The organism is Paenibacillus selenitireducens, assembly GCF_002021565.1.
Classification (GTDB): Bacteria; Bacillota; Bacilli; order Paenibacillales; family Paenibacillaceae; genus Paenibacillus_K; species Paenibacillus_K selenitireducens.
This window is the reverse complement of the sequence record NZ_MSZX01000011.1, coordinates 64,785-89,300: the sequence shown is the minus strand read 5'-3', so window position 1 is coordinate 89,300 and position 24,516 is coordinate 64,785. Positions and strand designations below refer to the sequence as shown.

Annotated in this window: 17 protein-coding genes; 5 read left to right on the top strand and 12 right to left on the bottom strand. The window is 47.9% G+C overall.

All coding sequences use genetic code 11. The annotated features are described in order from the left end of the window. From BVG16_RS24245 to BVG16_RS24225, 5 genes are all read right to left on the bottom strand, one after another. Window positions 1-888 (bottom strand): carbohydrate ABC transporter permease, encoded by an 888-nt coding sequence (locus tag BVG16_RS24245; protein WP_078501782.1) that lies wholly within the window; start codon window positions 886-888, stop codon window positions 1-3. 69 nt (window positions 889-957) lie between these two features. Further along, a complete protein-coding gene (locus tag BVG16_RS24240; RefSeq protein WP_078501781.1) occupies window positions 958-2,274 on the bottom strand; it encodes an ABC transporter substrate-binding protein in 1,317 nt (438 codons plus the stop codon). Between the two features lie 14 nt (window positions 2,275-2,288). Continuing rightward, entirely contained in the window at window positions 2,289-4,769 is a 2,481-nt protein-coding gene (locus BVG16_RS24235) for a beta-mannosidase (protein ID WP_144027479.1), read from the bottom strand. Between the two features lie 37 nt (window positions 4,770-4,806). After that, window positions 4,807-6,099, bottom strand: a complete 1,293-nt coding sequence (locus tag BVG16_RS24230; protein ID WP_078501780.1) for a family 4 glycosyl hydrolase — start codon at window positions 6,097-6,099, stop codon at window positions 4,807-4,809. Between the two features lie 20 nt (window positions 6,100-6,119). Continuing rightward, window positions 6,120-8,225 (bottom strand): glycoside hydrolase family 15 protein, encoded by a 2,106-nt coding sequence (locus BVG16_RS24225; RefSeq protein ID WP_078501779.1) that lies wholly within the window; start codon window positions 8,223-8,225, stop codon window positions 6,120-6,122. A gap of 375 nt (window positions 8,226-8,600) precedes the next feature. On the opposite strand from BVG16_RS24225, the gene BVG16_RS24220 reads away from it, so the two are divergent. Continuing rightward, the gene (locus BVG16_RS24220) at window positions 8,601-9,605 is read left to right on the top strand and encodes a substrate-binding domain-containing protein (protein ID WP_233147161.1); all 1,005 of its coding nucleotides are present in this window, start codon (window positions 8,601-8,603) and stop codon (window positions 9,603-9,605) included. A gap of 144 nt (window positions 9,606-9,749) precedes the next feature. On the opposite strand, the gene BVG16_RS24215 is transcribed toward BVG16_RS24220, so the two are convergent. From BVG16_RS24215 to BVG16_RS24190, 6 genes are all read right to left on the bottom strand, one after another. Beyond that, window positions 9,750-11,135, bottom strand: coding sequence for an amino acid permease (locus tag BVG16_RS24215; RefSeq protein ID WP_078501777.1), 1,386 nt, complete (start codon window positions 11,133-11,135; stop codon window positions 9,750-9,752). A gap of 230 nt (window positions 11,136-11,365) precedes the next feature. Continuing rightward, window positions 11,366-12,916: an extracellular solute-binding protein gene (locus BVG16_RS24210; RefSeq protein ID WP_078501776.1), complete on the bottom strand. Its 1,551-nt coding sequence runs from the start codon at window positions 12,914-12,916 to the stop codon at window positions 11,366-11,368. Window positions 12,917-12,945: 29 nt separating this feature from the next. Continuing rightward, window positions 12,946-13,812, bottom strand: a complete 867-nt coding sequence (locus BVG16_RS24205; RefSeq protein WP_078501775.1) for a carbohydrate ABC transporter permease — start codon at window positions 13,810-13,812, stop codon at window positions 12,946-12,948. Between the two features lie 12 nt (window positions 13,813-13,824). Continuing rightward, window positions 13,825-14,760, bottom strand: coding sequence for an ABC transporter permease (locus BVG16_RS24200; RefSeq protein ID WP_078501774.1), 936 nt, complete (start codon window positions 14,758-14,760; stop codon window positions 13,825-13,827). A 168-nt stretch (window positions 14,761-14,928) separates the two neighbouring features. Continuing rightward, window positions 14,929-17,121 carry a helix-turn-helix domain-containing protein gene (locus BVG16_RS24195; protein ID WP_078501773.1) on the bottom strand — a complete coding sequence of 731 codons (2,193 nt, stop codon included), beginning with the start codon at window positions 17,119-17,121 and terminating at the stop codon, window positions 14,929-14,931. Window positions 17,122-17,421: 300 nt separating this feature from the next. Next, window positions 17,422-18,771 (bottom strand): MATE family efflux transporter, encoded by a 1,350-nt coding sequence (locus BVG16_RS24190; protein ID WP_408635380.1) that lies wholly within the window; start codon window positions 18,769-18,771, stop codon window positions 17,422-17,424. 261 nt (window positions 18,772-19,032) lie between these two features. Between BVG16_RS24190 and BVG16_RS24185 the strand changes: the two genes are divergently transcribed. The 4 genes from BVG16_RS24185 to BVG16_RS24170 are packed head-to-tail and all read left to right on the top strand — an operon-like array spanning window position 19,033 to window position 21,956. After that, complete coding sequence (locus tag BVG16_RS24185) at window positions 19,033-19,635, top strand: TetR/AcrR family transcriptional regulator (protein WP_078501772.1); 603 nt, start codon at window positions 19,033-19,035, stop codon at window positions 19,633-19,635. A 34-nt stretch (window positions 19,636-19,669) separates the two neighbouring features. After that, entirely contained in the window at window positions 19,670-20,524 is an 855-nt protein-coding gene (locus tag BVG16_RS24180; RefSeq protein ID WP_078501771.1) for an ABC transporter ATP-binding protein, read from the top strand. Continuing rightward, window positions 20,521-21,231 carry a fluoroquinolone export ABC transporter permease subunit gene (locus BVG16_RS24175; protein WP_078501770.1) on the top strand — a complete coding sequence of 237 codons (711 nt, stop codon included), beginning with the start codon at window positions 20,521-20,523 and terminating at the stop codon, window positions 21,229-21,231. Before BVG16_RS24180 ends, BVG16_RS24175 begins: the two co-directional genes overlap by 4 nt. Next, window positions 21,228-21,956: a hypothetical protein gene (locus BVG16_RS24170; RefSeq protein ID WP_078501769.1), complete on the top strand. Its 729-nt coding sequence runs from the start codon at window positions 21,228-21,230 to the stop codon at window positions 21,954-21,956. The genes BVG16_RS24175 and BVG16_RS24170 overlap by 4 nt, the downstream gene beginning before the upstream one ends. Before the next feature lie 1,006 nt (window positions 21,957-22,962). On the opposite strand, the gene BVG16_RS24165 is transcribed toward BVG16_RS24170, so the two are convergent. Next, entirely contained in the window at window positions 22,963-24,447 is a 1,485-nt protein-coding gene (locus BVG16_RS24165) for a radical SAM/SPASM domain-containing protein (RefSeq protein WP_233147160.1), read from the bottom strand. Between the last annotated feature and the right edge of the window lie 69 nt (window positions 24,448-24,516).

The following is a 24,516-nucleotide window of genomic DNA, read 5'->3' as shown; positions in this document are numbered from 1 at the left end:
TTACTCCCCCCCGTAATAGACCCAACGCATGGATGTTTTGAAGATAACAATCGTAATCAGCACCACGATAACAAACAATACCCACGCCAGCGCGGAAGCGTATCCCATATGCAAGAACGAGAATGCTTCTTGATACACGTTCACTGCGTAGAACAACATCGACTGGTCTGGACCACCGTTCGATCCACCCATCAGAATAAACGATTCGGTAAAAATTTGAAACGCTCCGATCAGGCCCATAATCAGTTGAAACAACGTAACTGGAGATAAGGCAGGCAATGTGATATGGCGAAAACGATCCCATGCGTTAGCGCCATCGATTTCCGCTGCTTCATGAAACATTCTTGGAACGCCTTGCAGCGCGGCCAGGAAGATCAACGCGCCCGCTCCAGCTCCCCAAAATCCCATAAGAATCAATGAAGGCTTCGTAAATGCGGGATCGGTAAGCCACGAGGGATCCGGGAGACCTAAAGCGCGCAATATGATGTTCAGCAATCCGTACTGCGGGTTTAATATCCAGCTCCACAGCATAGCTCCCGCCACGGCGGGAATGACAGACGGAAGATAAAAGACGGTCCGAAAAATCGCAATTCCTTTGACTTTCATATTGAGCATCAAAGCAACAAGCAAGCAAGCTATGAGATTGATCGGTACCGCGATAAAAGCCATAAACAGCGTATTCTTTAAAGATTTATAAAAATTTTCATCTTGGAAAATCGCAATGTAATTGTCGAGTCCTACCCACTTCGGGGGTTGGAATAAATCGTAATCCGTCATACTGTAATAAAAAGACATGACAAATGGGAACAATCCCAAAACCAAAAAGCCGATTATCCACGGGGACGCGAATAAAAACCCGGTCAAAAAGCTTTTGCGTGAAGTATTCATTCTATGGCTCCTCGCTTTCAATTAACAGATGCGGGGTTCCGCTGTCCAGCGGCCCCCCTTCAATGCAGGTTATTTCATCGTTTTGGCGACAAGGGGCTGTATTTGATTCTTAATATTTTGCAAAGCTTCATCAAGCGTCACTTTGTCCCGGAGGAAACTATCGTACTGTTTCCAAACTTCTGCCATATATTCATTGCCGAACGGCAGCGTTGGGAAAGATTTAATATTCGGCCCACCCAGATAGGCAAGGAAATCCTTAAAGCCCGGAACGCTCGCTAATGCCGGGTCGTCCGCCGCGCTTTTGCGTGGAGGCAAATTACCGATTTTAGACATCAATTTCACACTGCTCTCCTTCGAGAGCAGCCACTGCATAAATTCGTACGCTTCTTGAGGATGCTTTGCCCCTCTTGGAATGTACAGAATCGTTGTCAGCAGCTGACCTGCATCCTTCAAGCCCGGATCGCTCTCGTCGTACGGCACAGGTGTCAGGCCATAGTTCAAGTTTGGCGCATATTGCTTGATAAATGTAGGCAGCCATTCGCCATCGATTGTCATCGCATATTTGCCGGTGAAGAACGGGTTCTGTGCTGACGCATAGTTGCCAAGCGCAGAAGAAAACCGATCCAGCTCTTTCGAGTCATATTTAGACCACATGCCTTTTACGTACTGAAAAGCTTTTTTGATGCCCTCGTTGTCCGACGTTACTTGTTTGTTCTGATCGTCCCAGAACAAACCGCCGAATGCGAACGAAGTCGCGAAAGGATCAAGCATTGGAGGTATAGCAACTCTTTCCAGACTCTTTCCATTCATTTGGGTCAGCTTTTCCGACATGACCTTCAACTCGGCCATCGTTTTAGGCGGCGCGTCATAACCCGCCTCCTTCAGCAAGTCTTTGTTGTAGAACAACATCTTGACGTGAACGGCAACTGGCAAAGCATATATTTTACCGTTATATTTCACAGCGTCGAGGGCGGCCGGAATAAAATCGGACAAGTCGGTTTTGTTCTGAGAGATGAGATCTTCCAGCGCCATCATTGCCCCTTTAGAGCCCCATGCCCCGACATTGGCAGCGTCGTTCGTCGCAAGATCCGGCGGATTACCGCCTGTAATGGCCGCCATTTGTTTTTGGTTGTCCCCTTGCGTCAGCCCTTTGACTGTGATACGATCCTGGCTTTGATTAAACTCCGAAATCAGGCCTTCCATCGCTTCGCCTTCTTTTCCGGCCCACCCGTACCAGAAGTTCAGCTCGACCTTTTCCTTAGACGTTTCCTTATTTGGCGCTTGTGAAGCGGAGTCCGTTCCTCCGGATTGGGAAGAGGAGCAGCCAATTACTGCCGTTAACATAAATACAGACACGATAGTTGCAATCCATGGTTTAATCTTCATACGTTTCATCTCTCCTAGGAAATCGTATTTTTTGATTCTAAATCTACAACGCTTCGGATCTGCAGCGCCTGTTTAAATTGCTGCAAATCAAGCGCTTTCGACATATCCTCTTTGCGTACAACCACTTGCTTGATGCTGCCTGCGGACACATCAAAATAGTTGTCACTGAACTTCGCATCTGCGCCGATCAAATCGAGCTCAACATATTTAGCGAATGCAACCGCATGAAGATGAAGGATAAACGCTTCCTCCCTTTCTTCAACGTCCGCAGTAATATGTGGATCGAGGAACTCAAAATGCTTCGGTTTTGTAAACAGAATCGTACCCGTTTCCGTCTTTTCCCCATGCTCAATCAGCGAGTATTCGAGATATACGCGTCTGCGCGCTTCCCCCGCCAATTCGGCTTGGAAGTCCAGTTGTTCAATCATCGATGCCGTTAACGGGGCTACCTCAACCTCTTGTCCTCCGCTTGCCAACACATGTTCCTGATGATCGCGAAGCTGCCATTCCACACGTCCCTGGAACACGCCCGTTCGGTCGTTGGTCACATGCAGCGAAACATCGCTTTCACCTTCGCAGGCGGACAACAGTACCGGTGTGTAGAATTTTTTAGCGAAATAATGCAGCGCTTTCCAGCGTCCAAAGCTGTCAATGCTTGACCACGAAGCAACCGGCCAGCAATCGTTCAATTGCCAGTACAAGGATCCCATGCAGCGTCCCCGATGGCGGCGCCAATGTTCAACTCCGTATTTAATTGCTTCCGCCTGCAAAATTTGCGATGCATACAGCAGCGAATCAAAATCTTTTGGGTACTTTAGATACTCGGACAGGTAATACAATATTTTACCGTTCGCCGCACCGTTCTTCTGATGCTTCTCCATGATGTAGGAAAAGATGTTGCGATCTTCGGGCAACGTGTAGCTTTCTACCGTCTTCAGTGAAGGAAACGATTGGAAACCGTACTCCGACGCAAAGCGGAAATGGTAATTGCGGTATTCTGTGAACGGCTTTTGGCTGTGCCAAACTTCCCAGTAATGAACGTCACCGCGATTCTGATCATTCGGATCGTCGAAGCTTCCGCCCGAGGATGGAGACGAAGGCCAGTAATACCTTTCCGGGTCGTGTTTGCTGACCAGATCGGGAAGCAGAAACTCGAATTGCTTAATATAATCTGTGCGAAGCTGAGCCGTCTTCGGAAACCCCCAATGAGCCCAGCCCTCTTCCATTTCGTTGTTGCCGCACCATAATCCAAGACACGCATGATGCCGAATGCGGCGAATATTGTCTTCAGCTTCCTTGGCGATGCTCTCTGTAAACTCCGGCGTCATTCGATATACCCCGCAGGCGAACATGAAATCTTGCCAGACGATAAGGCCATATCGATCACACAGGTCGAAGAAATCGTCATTTGGATAAAATCCGCCGCCCCACACCCGAATCATATTGAAATTCGCTTCGACACAATCACGCAGCAGCTGTTCGGTTCGGTCGCGGGTACTCCTCGAAATGAGGTTGTCCTCCGGTATATAGTTGGCGCCCATGGAGAAAATGGACATGCCGTTGATCTCGAATTCGAACGATTCTCCCCATTCGTCCGGTTCCCGGCGGATGCGAATGGTTCTAAGCCCGATGTTCATCGACTCTTGATCGATCGCCTCTCCTCCTGCGAGCAGGCGAATCTCCAGACGATACAGAGGTTGATCCCCATAGCCGTTAGGCCACCACAGCTGTGGATATGCAACTTCCAGCTCAATCCATTCTTCCGTGGCAGACACCGGCCTGATCGACTTCGCTGCCTCTTCGCCATTCGGAGAAGTAAGCACCGCTTCAATTGCGTATTCTGCCGCAGCATTCCACTGTTCAATCCGATTGCGGACGCGCAGCGTCACCCGACCGTTGTCATGCTGCTGGGTCACATACACATCTTCAAGCCGTCCATGGCTGTAGCCTTGTAAAGAGATCGAACGCCAGATGCCTGCATCTGGAATTTTGGGCCCCCAATCCCAACCGAACATGTAATGAGCTTTACGCAGGTGAGGATAGCCGTCCACCGTACAGTCAATCCCCCACAGCTTTTGTTCGTCATGTTTGGCTGTGACATATTGAACCGGGGAGCGAAACACAATTCGCATGTCATTTTGTCCGGCTTTCAGCAGACGCTTAACATCAAATAAATAAGTGCGGTGCATGTTATCTGTTCTGCCGAGCAATTGACCGTTGACTTCCACTTCAGCCAGCGTGTCCAACCCTTCGCAACGAAGCTCCAGCCTATCGCTGCCGAGCAATTCGGGATCGACCGTGAATGTGTGCACATATTCGTAATCGTTCTGTGCAAGCGGTAAATATTTATCTTCGTTATCCCGGTAAAACGGGTCTTCAATCACTTTCGCGTTCAAAAGGTCATTCATAACGGAACCGGGCACAGAAGCTTCGTACCAATCCGTTTCCGAAAGGGCTTTCATTTTCCACTTGCCTTCGAGTTTCAACTCAACCAATTACGACACCTCTATTTCCATGATGTTGTTGTTTTTGTTAGTGTTTAAACAACGGCAGTACATCCGCATTCACACGAATCAATTCGCGGATCGCCTCTTTGGCCGCCGCCTTCTGTGTAATGGCTGGATCGATATCAATCGCCTCGTCAACCAAGTCCATATCGCCCGTTACCGCAGCGCGAACACTGCATTCGTGCACGCGGGAAACTTGCTCGCACAGCTGCCGGACCGGTTCAGGCAAATCGCCAACAACACAGCCTTCAACCTTGCCGTTCGTTATGTTTGCCGGCACTTCCACGATAATTTCGTCAGGCAAGTTACGAATATATCCACGGTTTGGAATGTTCAGCATGTTCTGCTTAAGCGACGTATTCGTTGCCAGTGCGTGGATGACCAATCCCGGCCGTTCCCAAGAACGGTTCTCCAGCATCTCCTGCCATGGGTATCGGCCATTGGCCGCTTCCTCCAAACGCCGCAGCCGTTCTACACGCTCCTCGTCAGACCCGTGATAACCTCCATGCTCCGAAACTTTAATCTCATCAGGAAAAGGCAAATATTCACCTGTATGGCTATCACCCGCAAGCGGCACCGAACCGTACTGCTCCAGCCATCCCGGTGTACGTGGCTGCCACTCCCATGCCCCCCGACGTACAGCTTCATTCGCCTCGGCCAGCAAATCTTCTCCGGTGGACCGATCGCGTACAGACAGCAGCCAGCTAAAATGATTCAATCCAGCGCTGACGACATCCAGCTCCTCGGCATGACGATGCAGCCACGAAGAAACATTGAGGTAGCCATCTACGCCGCCTTGAGCCACGCTGCAAAACCCAAGACCCCGAATACTCGAATGGCGCGCAACCGCAGTCATGACACGAGGCAGCGGGTTGCTGACATTAAGCAGCCAAGCATTGGGACATACCCGCTCCATTTCGCGGACGATATCCATAACGAGTTGAACGGAACGAAGTGTATAGGACAACCCCCCTACGCCTCCACATTCGCTCACTGGCTCCTTGATACCGTATTTCAAAATAATTTCGCGGTCTGTGTCATACCGTTTGATTAAACCTGCTGCTACTGAAGTGGTGACATAATCAGCATCTTTCAGCGCAGCGGTCAGGTCGGACGTCGCCTCGATCGACATACTCACGCCGGATTCCGCCGCCATAATGCGGGCAATCTTAGCCATGCGCTCTGCCGATGCAAGGTTAACATCCATAAGCACCAGCTTGCTTCCAGGCAGCTGGCTTTCCACGATCATGTCATATAATAGGCTCATGCTGAATACAAAGCTTCCGGCGCCAATCATAGCAATTTTCACTTGTTTCATACTTCATTCCCTCCCCAAATTTATAATTGCAAGGTGTATTGAACATCTGCCAGGCGAATCCATTCACCTTCGTCAATTCTGATCCGATCCGCATCAGGTTCGTTACCGTTCAGCTCAAGCGTAAGTCGACTGCCGCGAATTGGCACTTGCGCCGTAACTTTACCCATCTGCGGCGGCACATTCGGACGAATCTCCACCTCGAACGGCCCAGGCTTGATCCCAAGTACGTCACGGACAAAGAACATTGTCATCTCCGACCAGATCCAGACAACCGGCCCGCTCCGTGGAGCGTTCGTGCGAATAATCGGCACATATTCGTGCCAGACGCCGCCGTTGCCGCCTTGATTGTGCGCGAACCAGGAAATCGTCCTCAACGCGCGTTCATACTCGCGAGTCGCCAGATTGGCCCGAGCCACAAACATACTGGCAAATCCCCATGGTCCTGGCGTATCCGGCTCGCTGCTGGTATGATACCGGTCATAACCGCCGGTTTCCCAACGCATGTTCCAGAGCGATTCCATGCTGTCAACCGTTTGCTTGGGCACGGTTCCGGCCGGATCAATCAAGCCGTATACAACAGACAGCGTCGTAACCGTATCCGGATTCAAGCGGCTAATCCGATCATTGCCGAGCGGAATGTCGTCTGGCAGCTTGACTGTTGGCTTCACCACATCCTGAACGGAGCCGTCCAGCCCTTTGCGTTTCGTTAGCTTGCCGTCCACGATGAAGGAATAAACCGGATGGTGCAAAACATTGTTCCAGATTCGTTCCGACTCTTCCAACCAACGGCTGACGCGCGCGCGGGCTTCATCCGTACCGACTGCTTGAACGAGCGATTCCGTCGAACGCAGGCCGATGACCGGCCACATCTGGTATGCAAGCTCGTATCCTTCCTCGATGCCGTGCATCTCCATGCGCTCCCAGAAATCTCGGACATTATGGAAAAGTCCAGTTTCCGGATCCTTGCAGACCGAAGTGCAGAGGCGATTCGCCAGCGCTTCGATCTTTGGCCAGCTCTTCCGAATGAAATCCGCATCCTTCGTCCAGTTATAATACAAGCCGAGACCGAACAGTAATTGCCCTGATTGATCGAACTGCTCCAAATGTTCAGGAGCGAACTGATTGTACAGAATGGTACGCCCTTGATCGTCAACGAGATGGTTGACAAGCCGTTCGAAAATGGCACGTGCTTCCGAGTAAAGTCCGCTATGGATAGCGCCAATTGCAGCAAAGCTCGCGTCGCGCGTCCATTCCATACTGTACTGCCAAATGCCGACATTCACCCGTCCGCGATCGGAGGAGCATATATTGATGCCGCGTACAGCCGATTGATAGACATGATTAGCATCCGAATGTTCACTAGTAATCACAATGCCCTCGGCCCGTTTCTTCTCGACCGCACGTTCTTCCGACTTCACATCTTGTTGGGAGAGCTTCTCGTACACCTCGTAATCGATGTCGGTTCTGTCAAGGAATATATATCCGAAGGCAGCTGTCGCACTTGTTCCTGGGTACAGTTCATTCCACTCGTACCCGATCACCGATTGCTCACCACTCTCGAGGACTGGTTTTTCCCCAGAACCTTCTACCCCGATCAAACCGATTTGAAATTTCTCCCCAACTGCAACGTACCCCCGTTGATCCAGCAACGTTTCGCTGCGGTTGAAATGATGAGGATTCGGTGTAAATCGGGTCGAGCATTTAACTCGACAGCTGAAATCTCCTTTGTTATGTAAACGAATCTGGCGGTATACAATCGGTTCGCTAATCGAAGCAAAGTATGTCTCCGTCACCCGAACCGGCCCCGCCCACCAAGTCACATCGACGATAGAAGACCCGTCCCGGCGCCACCTCGGGCGAATGTTGCTCGTTACGGCACGGAATTCGCGCCCATCCACAGCTACCGTCAATACGGAAGGTTCAAGCCCTTCCTCCTGGCTGAACAAATAAGAGTAGTCTTTCGCTTGCGCTTCCTTAAAATAATGTGGGTCTTGAACAAAAAATGTAACTGGCGATCCAGGACCGCTGTTATCAATCTGGACAACCCCAGTTACCTGTGCATTGCCTACCATGTAATAGTCCCGACCACTCGTGAAAATTAGCTTATGCCATTCCTGCATGTTCATTGGATCGTATACCCCTTTCCATTTGCTTACTCCCCTCATCGGTTAATAGATAATTTAAGTTAACGATAAAGTTATAAACACATAATATAGTGAATGCGCTTACCCGTCAATCTTTTTTATACTCGATTTGTATCCTGTTTCAATTTGATATTCTCTTGCTATATGTAATGATTTGATCATTGAAAAACAGATGAATATCCAAATAATAATTATTTCATTTCAGAAATATACTGATTTGACAGCTGGACAATAACTAATTAATATTATTAATAAAGGTTACCGATAAACTAATAATTATCACATTATTTATAAGGGAGTAAGAAAAATGTATACTAATCCAAAGGGCAGGAATCGAAATAGATGGGAGGGAATTTGTTGAAAAATAATATAACGATGAAGGACATCGCAGATCGATTGGGCATCAGTGCTGTAACCGTTTCGAAAGCGATTAACGATAAAGAAGGCGTTAGCGGGGAACTCAAGGAGAAGATTAAGAGTCTTGCCTTGGAAATGGGTTACCGTTATAACGCCGCTGCCAAGTCGATGAAGGACGGTCTGTCATACAATATCGGCGTTGTCATTCCTGAACGGTTTACCGGGTTAACTCAATCCTTTTATTTAAGAATATACCAGCAGATTTCCAAAAATCTGGAAGAATGCGGTTACTATAGCACTTTGCACATTTTAAATAGTGAAGACGAAGAGCAGATGACGCTCCCTCGCATCTATTACGAGAAAAAAGTGGACGGGTTTATCATTCTCGGTCAGGTCAGCAAAGGATATATTGAAACGATACAAAAAATGGAGCTGCCCAAAATCCTTCTTGATTTCTACGATGAACATGCCGATATCGATTCGATCGTGACGGACAACTTCTACGGCGCTTATGAAATAACCAATTACCTCATCCAGCAAGGCCATCGTCAAATTGCGTACGTAGGTAATCTATACTCCACGAGCAGTATTCAGGACCGGTTTCTAGGATACTTCAAATCATTGCTGGAGCATCGGATTCCATTGCAGGATCATCTGATCTTAAACGATCGGGACGAACGGGGGAAATTTATTGATATTGAATTGCCGGAATCACTTCCGACCGCATTTGTATGCAACTGTGACCAAGTGGCTCTTGAGCTCATCTTCAAATTGAAAAAGTTAGGATGCGACATTCCAAATGATTGCTCGGTGGTCGGCTTTGATAACGATATCTATTCAACATTGTCAGAACCGCATTTAACGACCGTTGAAGTGGATGTGATCATGATGGCTCAAACCGCTGTTAAGTTAATGATGGAGAAAATACGCAACCCTCATCGGAAATCTGGAAGAATATTGGTACAAGGAAAAATTATTTACCGCGACTCTGTTCGCAAATTGTAAATCGGTTAGAAAGCTGCAAGCAATCCTCCTTGGAAGACATGTACGATGAAAGAATGTACACGTTATCTTTAGGGGGATTTTATCGATAAGCAGCAAAAAAAAGGAAGAAGCAATACCTGCCTCTTCCCCTGTCCTTCCAACGCCTCAATCATTCAATTTACTATGCTTACGTGAATACATAAAGTACACGACCGTACCAATCCCAATCCATATGACAAAGGCAACCCACGTGATCAACGGTAAACTTACCGCAAGGTAGAGACAAAACAACGCACTGATGGCCGGCAGCACAGGTACGAAAGGAACCCGGAAGGAAGCCTTTAGTTCCGGAAATTTCTTACGTAACACTATGATTGCGATGGATATTAACGTAAAGGCAGCGAGCGTCCCCATATTCACTAAATGGGCAAGCGTCGTTAGATTGACGAAACCTGCAATGCCTGCGGCCACAAACCCGGTTAACCACGTGTTGACGAATGGCGTCTGTGTCTTCGTATGAACTTTGGAAAATTTCTTCGGTAACAACCCGTCACGACTCATCGCGAAGGATAGCCGAACTTGAGCATAGATTAAGGCAAGAATAACGGTCGTAATGCCGAATACCGCCCCAATCGAAATGATACCCGCGAGCGAATTTTGACCGACGGATTCAAGTGCTAATGCGACAGGCGCACCCACATTTAGCTTGGTGTACGAAATCATGCCTGTTAAGACACCGGATACCGTCATATATAAAATGGTGCAAATGAGCAAGGAAGCAATGATTCCGATAGGCATCGTTTTCTTCGGATTCTTCACTTCTTCAGATGCCGTAGCGATCACGTCGAACCCGATATAAGCAAAGAATACGGTTGCCGCCCCCGTTATGATCCCGTTAAATCCAAAAGGTACGAAAGGCACCCAGTTATCCGGTTTCACGTACCAAATCCCAACAACGATAAACAGCACGATGACCGTTAGCTTCACGAACACCATCACATTATTAAACTTGATGCTTTCTTTTACCCCTTTACTCACAAGGGCCGTAATCGCCAAAATAATCAGAACGGCCGGCAAATCAACGATTCCCCCTTTACCTACACTAGGAGCCGAAGATATGATTGCTGGGATCTGGATATGGAACCCTGCGAGCAAGGATTGGAAATAGGCGGACCAACCTGTTGAAACGGCGGATACTGCGAGGACATATTCGAGCATGAGATCCCATCCGATCAGGAAAGCGAACAATTCCCCCAATGTTGCATACGTGTAGGTGTACACACTACCTGAGACAGGTACGGCCGATGAGAACTCGGCATAACAGAATGCAGCAAGCGCACAGGCAATTCCTGCGATCACAAAAGACAACATAATCGCGGGTCCTGTCGATTCCGCCGCTACGACACCCGTCACCACGAAAATACCTGTCCCGATGACACATCCTACGCCAAGAAAGATAAGATCCATCAAGGACATCGTTCGTGCTAATTCTTTTTTCTCACTTTGAGCAAGCATGTGGCTCAGTGACTTTTTGCGGAAAAGCTGATTCAAGTTTATTCCTCCTAGGTGATGGGCGTGCAATAGTATGGATATAGTATTCCAAATATTGATAAATCCATGATGATTGCACACCCTCTGGATGCGGACAATCATTTTTAAGAATGTACCATAAGAGGAATCTTCTAATTGGTGATTTCAATCACATCTATCCATCTGCGAAAACAAAAAAAGAAACCCAGCGTTTTAAATAACGTGGGTTTCCATGCTATATCCACCTTCACCTACTTCTTAGCCAAAAAAGCATCGATTTGCTTCTGCAACTCCGCTTGGATCCGCTTCAGGGAAGGCCCGGCCTCCGCCTCGAACTTCTTCAGCGTCTCCTCCGGATCAAGAACACCGTTGAACAGGGCAGGATAATACTTCGCCTCGACCGTATTGTATTGGCTAAGATCATTCTGTACAGCTGCCGAATCAAAATCAAACCCGGTCAGAACATCCCTCGTGAAATTGTCCGCATCGCGCAGCACAGCTTCAAATTCATCGTATTTCTTGTCACGTTCGGCATCCGAGCGCTCATCGATGGGATTCCACACCCATACATAGCCAAATCCCCAATACCCCTTCGTATCCAGCAATTTATATTCCATGTCGCCAACCGGTTCCCAATGCTTCCCTTGGATGCCGTAGGACAGCAGGTCGTAGTTCTCCTTCTCATTGGCCCAGTCCATGAACATCACGGCCCGTTCCTTATTTTTGCTAACCTTCGGCACCGCAAGGAAATTCCACTGCTTGAAGTTCGACATGTTCGCCCCTTTCGTTCCATCGAAGAACGTAACGGTCTCCAGATCGCCGCCAGGCACATTGCTCTTGAACTGCTGATCGAAGGAGAGTCCTGTACCGAACGATCCCTTGGTGACGATGGCCGCTTTACCGCTTAAGAAAGGCTGGATGAAATCCTTCGCCGTTAAAATATCTTTATAAACAAGCCCGTCTAGATACATCTGTCTAGCTTCCTTCAACCACGTCATCACCGGCTCCGAGTCCTCAAGCAGGTTGTATACCTTACCATCGTTATTTTTATAGTACAGCATCAGACTGCTTCCAAGCGCATGTGTAAATCGGACATGGGTATCGTAATCAAATTGGCTGCGCAGACCCACAATGGAATACGTCTGCTGCCCGGAAGTCCCCGCTGCCATGAACGGAGCAATGCCTGGTACTTGTTCTTTCACCTTATAAGCAAAATCGATGAGTTCCTTCTGGGTCTTGATTGGCGGAATGCCTAGTTTCTCACGGAGGTCTTTGCGCACAACATAGGAATTGCCCGTCCCATAGACGAGTCCGAGCGGCACCGCCATAATTTTACCGTTATATTTGTTCGCATCCCACATTTGCTGCGGGCGCTTCTCCAGCACATTCTTGCCGTACTTCGCAAGCAAGTCGTCCAACGGCTCGTAGAAGCCGTCAGCAATCATTTGATTAATGTGAAGCCACGGCGCGTCGAAGATCAGATCGATATTTTCTCCAGAAGCAAGCGTTACTTGCGTCTTCTGGCCCAAGTCGGCCCATGGCACGAACACGATGTCCAATTTGACATTGATCGTGTCCTTCATTCGCCGCTCCGCTTCCGCGATGACTAAATCCATATCGGGCGGACGATCCCCCGGAATCATAATTTTCAGGGTAACCGGTTCCAATTTCGTGCCTGCCGCTTCATTTCCTGTGGCGCTATCTGTGCCGGATGGTTCATTCGCCCCTTTCGAGCAGCCTACGATCAAAGATATGGATAATAGCAGCACAAGCGATAGATTCCACCATCGTTTAATTCTCATTCTTTTGCTCCTCCTATAATTGTTCTGGATTAACCCTTAACCGATCCTAGCGTCATGCCTTTAATAAAATACTTCTGTACGAACGGGTACACGAATACAATCGGCCCGATCGTAATGCATACAATAGCTAGCTGCATGCCGTAAGTGGGAACGACAATATTGTAGTCCGTCTGGCTGCCGCCCACATAAGACATGGCATTCAAGTTGGACATCAGCTGCCTGATCATCATTTGCAGCGGATGAAGCTTGTAATTATCGATAAACAGCAGCGATAAGTACCAATCATTCCAATATTGCAGCGCATAGAACAGTGCAACCGTAGCAATCACCGGTAGCGATATCGGCCAGATGACACGAATGAAAATACGGATGTCATTCGCCCCGTCCACGGTCGCTGCTTCATTCAATTCATAAGGCAAGGAGCGATAATAGGATACAAGGATGAACGCGTAGAAAGGATTCAGCAGGTACGGGAGGACAAGCGCCCATAAGGAGTCCTTGAGCCCGAGCCAGTTTGCGATGAGGATGTAGAACCCAACCAGCCCTGCCCCGAACAGCATCGTAAAGAAGGTTAAGAAGGAAAGAACATGCCGATACTTCACTTTCGGATGGCTGAGGACATAGGCAAAGGATGCCGTAAGAAGCACGCCAAGCACCGTGCCTGTCACCGTGACGAACAACGTGACGCCATAGCTGCGGAACACTTGGTTTCCGGACAAAAGCATGGTGTAGGCATCCAAGCTGAAGGAAGTCGGAAACAACTGATACCCAGAGGTTTGAATCAGCGTTTCATTCGCAAAGGAGTTAATCAATACAATCCAAAATGGGATAAAACAAATCAGTGCAAAAATGATCAAAAACACGTACACAAAACCAAGGAACAATCGTTCTCTCATGACTATCACACCTTAGAACAATCTAGAATTTGGATCAACTTTGCGTGCAAGCCAGTTGAAGAAAATAACCACGATAAGCCCCATAAAGGACTGATAGAGAATGATGGCGGAGGACATGCTGAAGTTGCCCATCTGCCGAAGCGCGCGATACGCGTACGTATCAATAACATCCGTCGTTGGGAACAATACCCCGACATCCCCGATAATCGCGTAAATCATGCCGAAGTCGCCATAGAAGATCCGGCCGATGCCAAGGAGCGTCATGATGATAATAATTGGACGCAATAATGGAAGCGTAATGTAGATAATTTGCTGAAAGCGGCTGGCGCCTTCCAATTTGGCACTCTCATAATACTCCGAAGAAATGCCCGTGATCGAAGCCAGAAAGATGATCGAGTTGTAGCCGGCGACTTTCCAGACGTACACGAACGTCAGAATCGAAGGCCATACACTCGGCGTCAGATACCAATCCACCCCTTCGAATCCAAGGGAAGTGAATGCCTGATTCATCATGCCCTCTGTTGAGCTGAACATCGTCTGCACCATCATGCTGACGACCAGCCAAGAAATGAAATACGGCAGGAATACAAAAGACTGCGCCGTTTTCTTGAACCACTTGCCCGTGACTTCATTGAGCAGCACGGCGAGCACAACGGCCGATCCGAGACCGAACACTAGAAACAGCCCGTTCAAGAATACGGTATTCCACGTCACGCGCAGCCAGTCTTTACTCCCGAAGAAAAACTCGAAATTTCGAAATCCTACCCATTCGCTGCCGAACAACCCGTCAGAAAGACGGTAGTTCTGAAACGCCAGCAAATGCCCGACCATTGGCGTATAAGCAAAGATGAGCAGGAATAGGATGCCTGGGAGTGCCAGCACATACAAATACCGATTCTTCACGATTTCGTGGATAAAACCGTTGACCCCTCCTTTATTCCTCCGCAATGGCTACCCTCCCCCCCTATGTCCATGTGATCAATCGTCTGTCGGAGTTATCGTAACAGCCGCAAAGCAGCCACGGATAGTTCGCAATGTCCGAATGAAGTTCTCAAACGGCTGCTGCATAGGTCATCATTAGCCTAGTTAGGTTCTGTGCTCTCTGCCATCGCCGCTTTAACCGCTCGCCTCGTCGACGCCTAGCTGCTGATATCGATATTGCGCCGGCGTCATACCGGTTGCTTTTTTGAAAGCCGTAAAGAAATGACTCTTCGTCAGAAAACCCGCCTGCTGCGAAATTTCAGCAACGCTCGTATCCGAATGTTGAAGCAATTCCTTCACCTTCTCAATCCGCATATTCAGAATGTAATTGGATAAGGACATGCCATACTGGTCTAGAAACAACTGGCGCACATATTTGGCAGACAAGGCAATGTGATCGGCAATGTCATCCACGGACAGCCTCGGATCATGAATATGACACTGAATATATTCGATCACTTCCTCGACGTTCTTCACCTTGCGATTGATCCTTTTCTGGTCGCCGAGCAGGGAGATCATTCGTACAATTTCATCCTTCATCCACCGGTGTATATCTTCGAGCTTCGTGAATTTCTTGAGTGAGTTTTCAATGCCTTCCATACTGTTCAGGGTCGTCCGTTTGCTAAACGCTTTGACGAAGGAGAAAAATAGCAAGCGAAGCTGGAATTGGCATTCGGCGAATTTCATCGTCTGCAGCCGGGCAAACAATTGCGCAAGTAGGTCAAGGGATTGCTCTTCCTTCCCGCTCCGTATGGACTGAATGAGAAGATCCAGCAGGGTGTCATCCGGTTGAACCTGTAAGTCTGCGTATCGCTCATATTCTTGCTCGGTATAGATTTTGTCGTCGCCGCTCACGAATTTGAACAACGTCCATTCGCATAAGTCATCGTAAATCAAACGCAGATCATCACGAACATGCCTTGTCGTACTGCAAGCGACGATGATGTTAATGCGAACATATTGCATGACTTGGCGGCGCATCTCTTGCAGTTCCTCCAGCACGTCATCGGCTTGATCGGCGACACCAATCAGGAGAAGCAGGTGGTCCCCTCCGAAATCCACGACTTCGATCGAACGGTCCTTACAGCTAAGCATCTCTTCCGCAATGTTGCCAACGGCGTATTTCAGCAGTCGCCGAGAGGCGAAATCGTATTGTTCCGAGATCTCGTAGTAAGCATCGATTTTGACGACAGCCAGCCTGATCCATGTATGCTCGAGGATCTTGGATTCGCGAGCCAGAGCCTGCCTTGCCTGTTCGCTCAACCTGCCCTGCAGTATCCATTGCCTTAAATATTCTGTCTTAATCAGGGTGTAGTGATCACGTAACAGCAAGACGCTTTGCTGAATCGCATCATAATCGCTTGCGGCGCGGATACGCAGCTTGCCATGGAGTTGGTTCGCGAGCCTCCGGAACGGCTTGAAGGAAAGATGCGAGTTCCAGAATGCGGCCAGCAGCAGCAGGAAGAGCAGCAGAATCGAAGATAGCAGTATCGCCTGTTGAAAAGCCGTCGCCTGCTTACGGAACTGCTCCATGCCAGACAGCGAATAGAGGGTCCAATCCTGGGAATCTAAATCGGCATAATTTACGTAAGTCTGTTCCCCGTCCACCTTCATCTCGAAGGCGCCTTGACTGGCCGCTGTTCTCGAATGCATGACATTCTTCATCATTTCTTCATCCATCTTCCCTAAAATAACCTGTCCCGACTGATCCATCAGTGTCACTTGATGATCCGTGCCGCCTCCTCCGGAGATGAGGTACTGCTGCATGACATGTTTATTTAATAGAACAACCAAATAACCATATTGCTCTTTCTTCACGTAGGAAGGCGGAAGCAGCAATGTCAGATACGATTTACTTCCTGTTTCATGGTAAGAATACCGCAATAAGGCCGGATCCTGCCGCTTCACCCGTTCCAACATGATCTTATCCTTAAATTCTTCAAATGGAAGCAGACCCACATCGAAATCGATCACTTTCTCCCTGCGCATATTAAACAAGTAAGCGCCTTCAAAAAAGGATTCCTTGGATAAGTATTTGGACAACGTTTGAAGGGCAGCTGCATCCAGCAATGGATCATCCTTTTCGGAATACATCCAGTTCTTAATGGTCTGATCTTCATACATATTCAAGCTGTACCATTTCAGCTTGGCGAGGATGAATTCGGTACGATCCAGTGTTTCTTCAATGCGGTCATGGTTGATCAAACCAATCTGAGAGGTGGCATAACCTGCGAATCGCTGAATCAGAAAGTATGAAAATGGAATGATCACGAGGATGATAAAGATGCCGCTCCACGCAAAGATACGCAAGTACGTAGGTTTGAACATAAGCCGATCGCTCCCCTCTACCTATTCAAGGATAATATACTGTGCAGTATTATATCCTAGCCCGATTGCCTTTGCCCAGTTCTCGTTCGCCTGTCAAGTTCTCGATTGTCTCAAAATCAAAAAAAGCAGATCATCACAGCCACGAAATTTTTGTACCTCTTTGATAACATTTGGCCGAATGTGCTCTTTCTACCTATAAATTCTTATCCGTTAAAAAAAAGCTAGCATCGGTTACACCGATGCTAGCTTCATGAAAGGATATTTTCCACGACTACAAGACGTGGTATTCGAAGTACTACGTTATATCAGCTTGCGGCTATACCATTTCTCGCCTCGAAACCGCCAGACAAAGATTGTACCGCGAATCCCCCATTCGATCACCATCGCAATCCATACCCCCATGATTCCGAAATGGAACGTAATCCCTAGAAGATAGCCCAGAATCACGCGGAACAACCACATCGACAGCAAGGAAGAGATCGACGTAAAGTTCGAATCGCCTGCCGCCCGTAATGCGGAGGGCATGATGAAGCTGATGGACCACAAAAAAGGCTGGATAATCGCTATGAGAACCGTGAGCCCAAAAATGGTTGGAATGATTTCTTCCGGCGGTGAGAACAGCTTCACGATCATCGGGAATAACGGCAATAGGATCGCTGCCGCGACCACGAAGAATAGGGAGGAAAGTCCGATAAACGATTTGATGAACTTTCTTGCATCTGCAATGCTCCTACGTCCGATACACTGACCAACCACCGTTACAACCGTAATGCTCAACGCATTCCCTCCGATTTGAAATAACAGCGAGATCGAGCCGGCAATCGCATTCACCGTTATCGCGAGCGTTCCCAATTGAACAATAAACGTCTGCGTTAGCAGTTTACCCCCATTGAAAAACATCTGTTCCGCAGCAAACGGAATGCCGATGAGCATAATTTTTTTCAACATCGACCAGTGAAGCTTTAACGCATTGCTTATTTGGAAGCGTAATGTCTGATTATATTTCACTAAATAGATTAACGAAACGGCCATACCCAACACTCTGGCTATAATCATCGAGATGACTAGCCCCATCACGCCCATATCAAACACCGTGATCAACAATACATTTAACCCTAAGTAGGTTAGATTCATAATTAACGATAGACCCAAGCAAGCTTTGGTCTCGGCAACACCTCTTAACGCGCCCGTTACCGCTTGAAATATGGCAATGAACGGATACGAAATACAACTTCCGATCAGAAAGATCCTTGCATTCTGGAAAACCCCAGCTTCAGCTTGCCCGAATAGCAAGTTTAACGTTGGTGTATGAAAGATGATGATGATTCCACTAATCACGACAGACAATATAGCCACGGCGGATATCGCTTGCGAAGCAGCTTCGGACACCATCTCATGATTACCTTTACCTTTATACTGCGCCACGATGACCGTACCACCCGTCGCCACCGCGACAAACACGTTGATTAAGAAAATATTAAGCGAATCGACCATGCTCACCGCACTGACAGCAGCTACCCCGGAGGAGCTGATCATCGCTGTATTCAGCAAACTCATTAAGATAATAAACGCTTGGTCTACAAAAATAGGAATAATTATTGCAATAATTTGTTTGTAATCAATCGAGTCCCCTGTGAAATATTTGTTCATCAGAAAGACGGATTTTTGTTTGATACTCGGCCCTATTGTACTCACTACATCATCTCTTCTTCGGGTATTCTGCCAAGGCATATCGTCAAATTTGACATTCAACCTATTATAGCACTCTTAGATGGGGCGTGGCGTGATAAGTATTGCCGGATTTGGAAGTTCGCTTGTTGCGATTGACAAATTGGCATCGTCTGGAATATATTGTTTTTATGAATTAAAAATAAAATTATTCATATGTTCATCGAAGTGGAGTGAAACGATATGGTTCGAAAATTTGAAGATCGTGAGAAGGAAATGATCCACAGCAAGCTCTTATCCCAGGGAAAGCAGATGTTTGCAACATTAGGACTGAAGAAGACAAGTATCTCTGACTTAACGAAGGCAGCCGGAATTGCCCAAGGCTCCTTCTATATGTTCTACCGTTCGAAGGAAGAGTTGTATTTTGAAATTCTGGAACAGGAAGAAGAACGCATTCGACACCAACTCGTCGAGCAGCATTTCTCCTCGGGGACGATGACTCGGGAGTCTTTCCGGCAGTTCCTCCGTCATTCGTTAGACATTATGGCTGATAACCCGCTCATTCAACAGCTGTACGATTCGGAACAATTGGAAATGGTCATGCGCAAGCTCCCAGAGGAAAAGATGCTTGCGAATTTTCAGGAGGATGCCCATTTTATCGTGCCATTTATCTTGCAAGCGCAGGAACAGGGACAAATGATTCAACGGGATCCGGATACCATCGTGAGCTTGATTCGCTCGCTCGTACTCCTCTCCTTGCAGAAACAACAAATCGGTGAAGAACGTTACGGCGATACGATGGATCTTTTGGTAGAACTCATTGCCAATGGGTTGATGTTGGAGTGATGATGGAGTGATGATGAAAAAGGAGATGCCGACTATGATTGAAGTAAGCCAGCTGCGTTTTACTTATCCAGGGAGCAAGGAGCCGACGTTAAAAGGACTTAATTTTGCAATACCCAAAGGTGAAATCTTCGGATTCCTCGGGCCATCAGGCGCCGGAAAGAGTACAACCCAAAAAATTCTCATCGGCATCTTGAAGCGCTATGAAGGGACAGTCCGTGTCATGGATCGAGAGCTGCGGGATGTGAAGTCCGATTATTTCGAGCATATCGGCGTCGCTTTCGAGTTCCCTAACTTCTATCATCGATTCACCGCACTTGAAAATCTCTCCCTCTTCCGTTCGCTGTATCATGGCAAAACCGAAGATCCCCTTCACCTGCTCGCCATGGTGGGCTTAGAGCAATACGCGAGCACGAAAGTAGCGGATTTCTCCAAAGGGATGAAGATGCGGCTCAACTTCTGTAGGGCGTTGTTGAATCATCCGAGCATCTTATTTCTGGATGAACCGACATCCGGGCTGGATCCCGTTAATGCGAAAGTGATGAAAGACCTCATCCTGGCGCAACAAGCCAAAGGAACGACGATCCTCATCACCACGCACAACATGCATGCAGCAGATGAGATCTGTAACCGCGTCGCATTCATCGTAGACGGTGAGATTAACTTGATCAATTCACCGCGTGAGCTCAAAGTGCAGCGCGGCAGCAAACGCGTACGTATTGAATATACCGAAAATGAACATGTCCACCATGCCGACTTCGATCTGCAGCAGATCGGTGCCAATCCTGCATTCCTCCAACTGCTCAAGAACAAACCGATTGAGACGATGCATTCGCAGGAAGCCTCCCTGGAGGAGATATTCATCGAAGTTACAGGGAGGAAATTAGGATGAGACTTCGTTCCGCGATGATGTATGATATGAAGCTCCAAATCCGCCACGGATTCTATTATGCATACGTGCTGATTGCCGCTGCCTATATTGTGTTGCTTCGTTCCTTACCGCTCGACATTCGCGAAACCGTAGGGACTGTCATTACGTTCTCCGATCCTAGCGTGCTCGGATTTTTCTTTATCGGGGGTCTCGTCCTCCTGGAGAAAGGACAGAACATCTATGACAATCTATTCGTGACTCCCTACAAGCCCGAGGAATATATCATCTCGAAGACGTTGTCCCTTACGCTGTTGTCCGTCGTTACCAGCTGCATCATTCATCTGAGCGCCTTCGGCCTGCATCCGAATCTATTTCTATTCTTGCTCGGTGTGACCATGACATCTATCTTCTTCACACTGCTCGGTCTTGGGCTGGCCGTCCGCTGTCAAACCTTAAACGGATTTTTCTTGATGTCGACCGTATATACCTTTGTGTTCGTCCTCCCGCTTGTCGACGTCATTGGCGTGTGGACGACACCCCTGTTCTACTTCATTCCAGCCAAGGCCTCGCTCATGATGATTCAATCCCCCTTCAATCCGCTCGGGACGGGTCAAATGATTTATGCCATCGGAACGTTAACGGCTTGGATCGGGATCGCTTGGATGTGGACGCGGTTTTCTTTTCGCAAATTTATTACACTTCAAATGGGTGGAGGAGATCCTCAATGAACCGTGTTCTTCATTTGATTCGTGGGGATTGGCGTCAGATTACGCGTGACCCGATGCTGATGTTGACCTTACTTGCGCCAGTTATTCTGTTCTTTTTTGTACGTTTTGTCACGCCATATGCCGCTGAACTTGCCCGTGTGCACCTCCAGCTAGACTTGACCGTCTATTACGACAGCTTCTTGAGTTTCATGATTCTCCTGATTCCATTAATGCTCGGGATGATGTCCGGCTTCGTCATGCTCGATGAACGGGATGAGAATGTCATTAGTTATTACGCCGTTACGCCATTAACCAAGCAGGGTTATTTCCTGTATCGCTTGGCGGTGCCGTTATTGATGTCGATCCTGTTTACCTTCTTCCTGCTCGCATACGGAGGGCTTGCTCCTATTCACATCACGCAGATCGCAATACTCTTGCCCGTGACGGCTCTGGAAGCGCCGCTCCTCACCCTGTTCCTCGTGGGCTTTGCCGCGAATAAAGTGGAAGGATTAGCCCTGTCCAAAGCAGCCGGATTGATCGTCTTCGCTCCTGTCCTTATCTACTTCCTCCCCATGCCTTGGCAGCTGTTCGTAGGGATTCTCCCTTCGTATTGGGTATCCAAAACATTGCTTGTCGGACTCGAACAAGGTGCGTCGGCGAGCTTCATCTATGCGTTCATCGGGCTGCTCGTGCATCTGCTTGTTATCCGCGATCTTTTGCGTCGGTTCATCGCGAAGCTGGATTAAATGAAAGTCGGGAAGGGTCTCCCCTTCCTGACTTAAGACTGTCGAGGAACCCCCGTTATTTGGCAGGGTACTGAAAAAGTATCTTCAACCTAAACAAGCGAGCCCTTCCTCGGTTTTTTTCATCCAATATAGATGAGCCTTGTTATTCATCTATATTGGATGAATACAGGATAGGACGTTCGAATGACTTTGTTACTCATCTATGTTGGACAAATACAAGATAGGATTCGCGAATTGAGGATTATTGGTGTTTTTCATCCTCGTATGTTGGAAATATACACTATAGACGCTTAAATATAGGCAAATCCGTTAAAGTTAATGGATTTATCCAACATAGCAAAGTTCATCATCATTATCTTCATCATCATCGTTATAGTTATAGTTATAGTTATAGTTATAGTTATAGTTAGAACATTAATTTTTCTGTGCCCTCTTTTTTTGAAAGGGAATGGAAATGCCTAATTTCCACAACAAAACTTGGGCTCTCAGATCTTTTTTCAAATCGGTTTTTTTCTACGAGATGAGGGTCCACTAAAAATATACCTGTTTATTTGTTCAATATGCCATACAGCATCTTGGCAATTTCCGCCCGCGTCACAGATCCACGCGGATCAAAACGGTTATCGCCTTTCCCAATAAAAGATTTCCGCTTCTTGAAGACTGCTTACAGCAAAATGGTGTGAAAAATCCCTTAAGCTGCAGTTCGTTTTCCAGCTTCTGAAACTGCTTAAAAAAGCCTGGGATCTCAGATCCCAGGCTTTTGCTGTTGCTATAAATCTTTGTTGGTTCGTATTTCACCGATTGCGAGAGGTTGAATGATGGGAAACGTTAGCTCAAATTGCCAGGTACAGACTTGGTCAAGCGTCCTGTCTTGATTAATGCAGGCTTTGCTGCTGGACGAATTACTTTCACATTACTCACCTCCTTACAATAAGCATTGGCTGTACGAAGTTCGTATAGCTCTCTTCCATTCCATGATCAGGCTGGCTTTAGGACTAGATTCAGCCTATTGCACAGCTGATTCGCAAGCCCCAGATTGAAGCCATATCGTGCGCAGCACCTGCTTAATTTGACGCTTCTCGTAGGAGCATGGACGGTTGCCCGTCCGCATCCGATAGAGTGGACAATGATTGCCTTGACAGGATGGACGGAAGAAGCAGGCTTGGCAGTCCGCATCCGTTTCTTCTCCCGACGTCGTCCATAAGGCCATCTTGTCCATATCGACGTCGAGCGTGCCGTCCTCATGAATACGTCCTAATTGATTGTTCTCTTGTTCGAACGTAACCGAACATTTGTAAAGGCGTCCATCCGACCCGACAATCAGCGAATTCGGCTTCGCTGCATAACAGACCGCCCCTGTCGGAAGCAGAATGTCTTTAATAAAGGAGCTTACAGGCAGCCCCGCTTGAATCGCTTCTTCATTAAGCGCCCATATTTCCTTATCCTTCGTGCGAGCATCACACACAGGAAGCGTAAGATCGTTTTCTCCCCCCATGCAGCCGACAGGCCGAAAATAGACGGCAAACCGCTCATCGTCTCCGAACAAATCGCGCAGTACCGGAATGAATGAATGGACAGCTTCCAGATTGCTATTATCGAAGTTCACTCGAATGTTGATCTCGAACGGGCGATCAACCTGCTTGAGGGAAAGCAAGTTTGCTACAATGCGTTCATAGGTATCTCCGCCCCCAACTAGTCCCCGCCGAGCGTTATGTACTTCTGCAGGGCCGTCCAGCGTAATCATGTAGCGATCGACGTGTAGATCAAGCAGCTGCTCGAACAGCTCTCGTGTTAAGTAATAACCGTTCGTTGATATTTCCGCATGATACTCGACATCATACTTGTCGCAGACTTCAATGAAAGACGCAGACAACTGCTCAATCACGCGTGGAGCAAGCAGCGGCTCCCCGCCATGCCAGCTGATGTTAATGAAGTTGAGCGTCTTCGCCCGCTGCTCCATGTAGGCGATCAGTCCCTTGATGACTTCACTCCGCATGTTTCCACGCGGGAAGTATTCATAGCAATAGTTGCAGCGGAAGTTGCATGCTTCGGTAACCAGCAGCACGAGATGCATGGCATCGAGCTGGTGCATCGACTGATGAAGGAATTGCGCCCGCCGCAGCTCATCTGTATCCGCCGAATCAAGGAAACCTTGTTCCCGCAGTTCCTTGTAAATCTCATGATCTGGCTCCATATCCGATTGTCCCGGGCGAAGCCAAGGCAGCACACGCATCCGCTCTTCCGCCGAGAAGGCAGCAATAGCTCCCGAATAACTGTTGTAAAGAACAAGCCCACCATCATCTACTTGCGTCTGGGCATTGAAGCGAGAAGGGCGCCATTGCACGGCATGCTGAGCACGGTTTACGGGCAGATGCTGCGTCTCGTGATCAGAGTCTAAGCATGCTTTTGAACAAGTGGGCTCTAAAGAGGCTTGCTTCATTTTATATGTTGGCAATTGTTGTGAAGCTTGTTGTGATTCGTCTTGTGCCATGTAACGTTTCCCCATCCTTTTTACGGCTAGAACTTGGTATTTCATGCTCATATATGATGCCGTATATAA

Bases quoted from the DNA above. Each gene is read 5' to 3' on its own strand.
- BVG16_RS24245 (WP_078501782.1), bottom strand. From the start codon at position 888: ATGAATACTTCACGCAAAAGCTTTTTGACCGGGTTTTTATTCGCGTCC.
- BVG16_RS24240 (WP_078501781.1), bottom strand. From the start codon at position 2,274: ATGAAGATTAAACCATGGATTGCAACTATCGTGTCTGTATTTATGTTA.
- BVG16_RS24230 (WP_078501780.1), bottom strand. From the start codon at position 6,099: ATGAAACAAGTGAAAATTGCTATGATTGGCGCCGGAAGCTTTGTATTC.
- BVG16_RS24225 (WP_078501779.1), bottom strand. From the start codon at position 8,225: ATGAACATGCAGGAATGGCATAAGCTAATTTTCACGAGTGGTCGGGAC.
- BVG16_RS24210 (WP_078501776.1), bottom strand. From the start codon at position 12,916: ATGAGAATTAAACGATGGTGGAATCTATCGCTTGTGCTGCTATTATCC.
- BVG16_RS24205 (WP_078501775.1), bottom strand. From the start codon at position 13,812: ATGAGAGAACGATTGTTCCTTGGTTTTGTGTACGTGTTTTTGATCATT.
- BVG16_RS24195 (WP_078501773.1), bottom strand. From the start codon at position 17,121: ATGTTCAAACCTACGTACTTGCGTATCTTTGCGTGGAGCGGCATCTTT.
- BVG16_RS24190 (WP_408635380.1), bottom strand. From the start codon at position 18,771: ATGAACAAATATTTCACAGGGGACTCGATTGATTACAAACAAATTATT.
- BVG16_RS24185 (WP_078501772.1), top strand. From the start codon at position 19,033: ATGGTTCGAAAATTTGAAGATCGTGAGAAGGAAATGATCCACAGCAAG.
- BVG16_RS24180 (WP_078501771.1), top strand. From the start codon at position 19,670: ATGATTGAAGTAAGCCAGCTGCGTTTTACTTATCCAGGGAGCAAGGAG.
- BVG16_RS24175 (WP_078501770.1), top strand. From the start codon at position 20,521: ATGAGACTTCGTTCCGCGATGATGTATGATATGAAGCTCCAAATCCGC.
- BVG16_RS24170 (WP_078501769.1), top strand. From the start codon at position 21,228: ATGAACCGTGTTCTTCATTTGATTCGTGGGGATTGGCGTCAGATTACG.
- BVG16_RS24165 (WP_233147160.1), bottom strand. From the start codon at position 24,447: ATGGCACAAGACGAATCACAACAAGCTTCACAACAATTGCCAACATAT.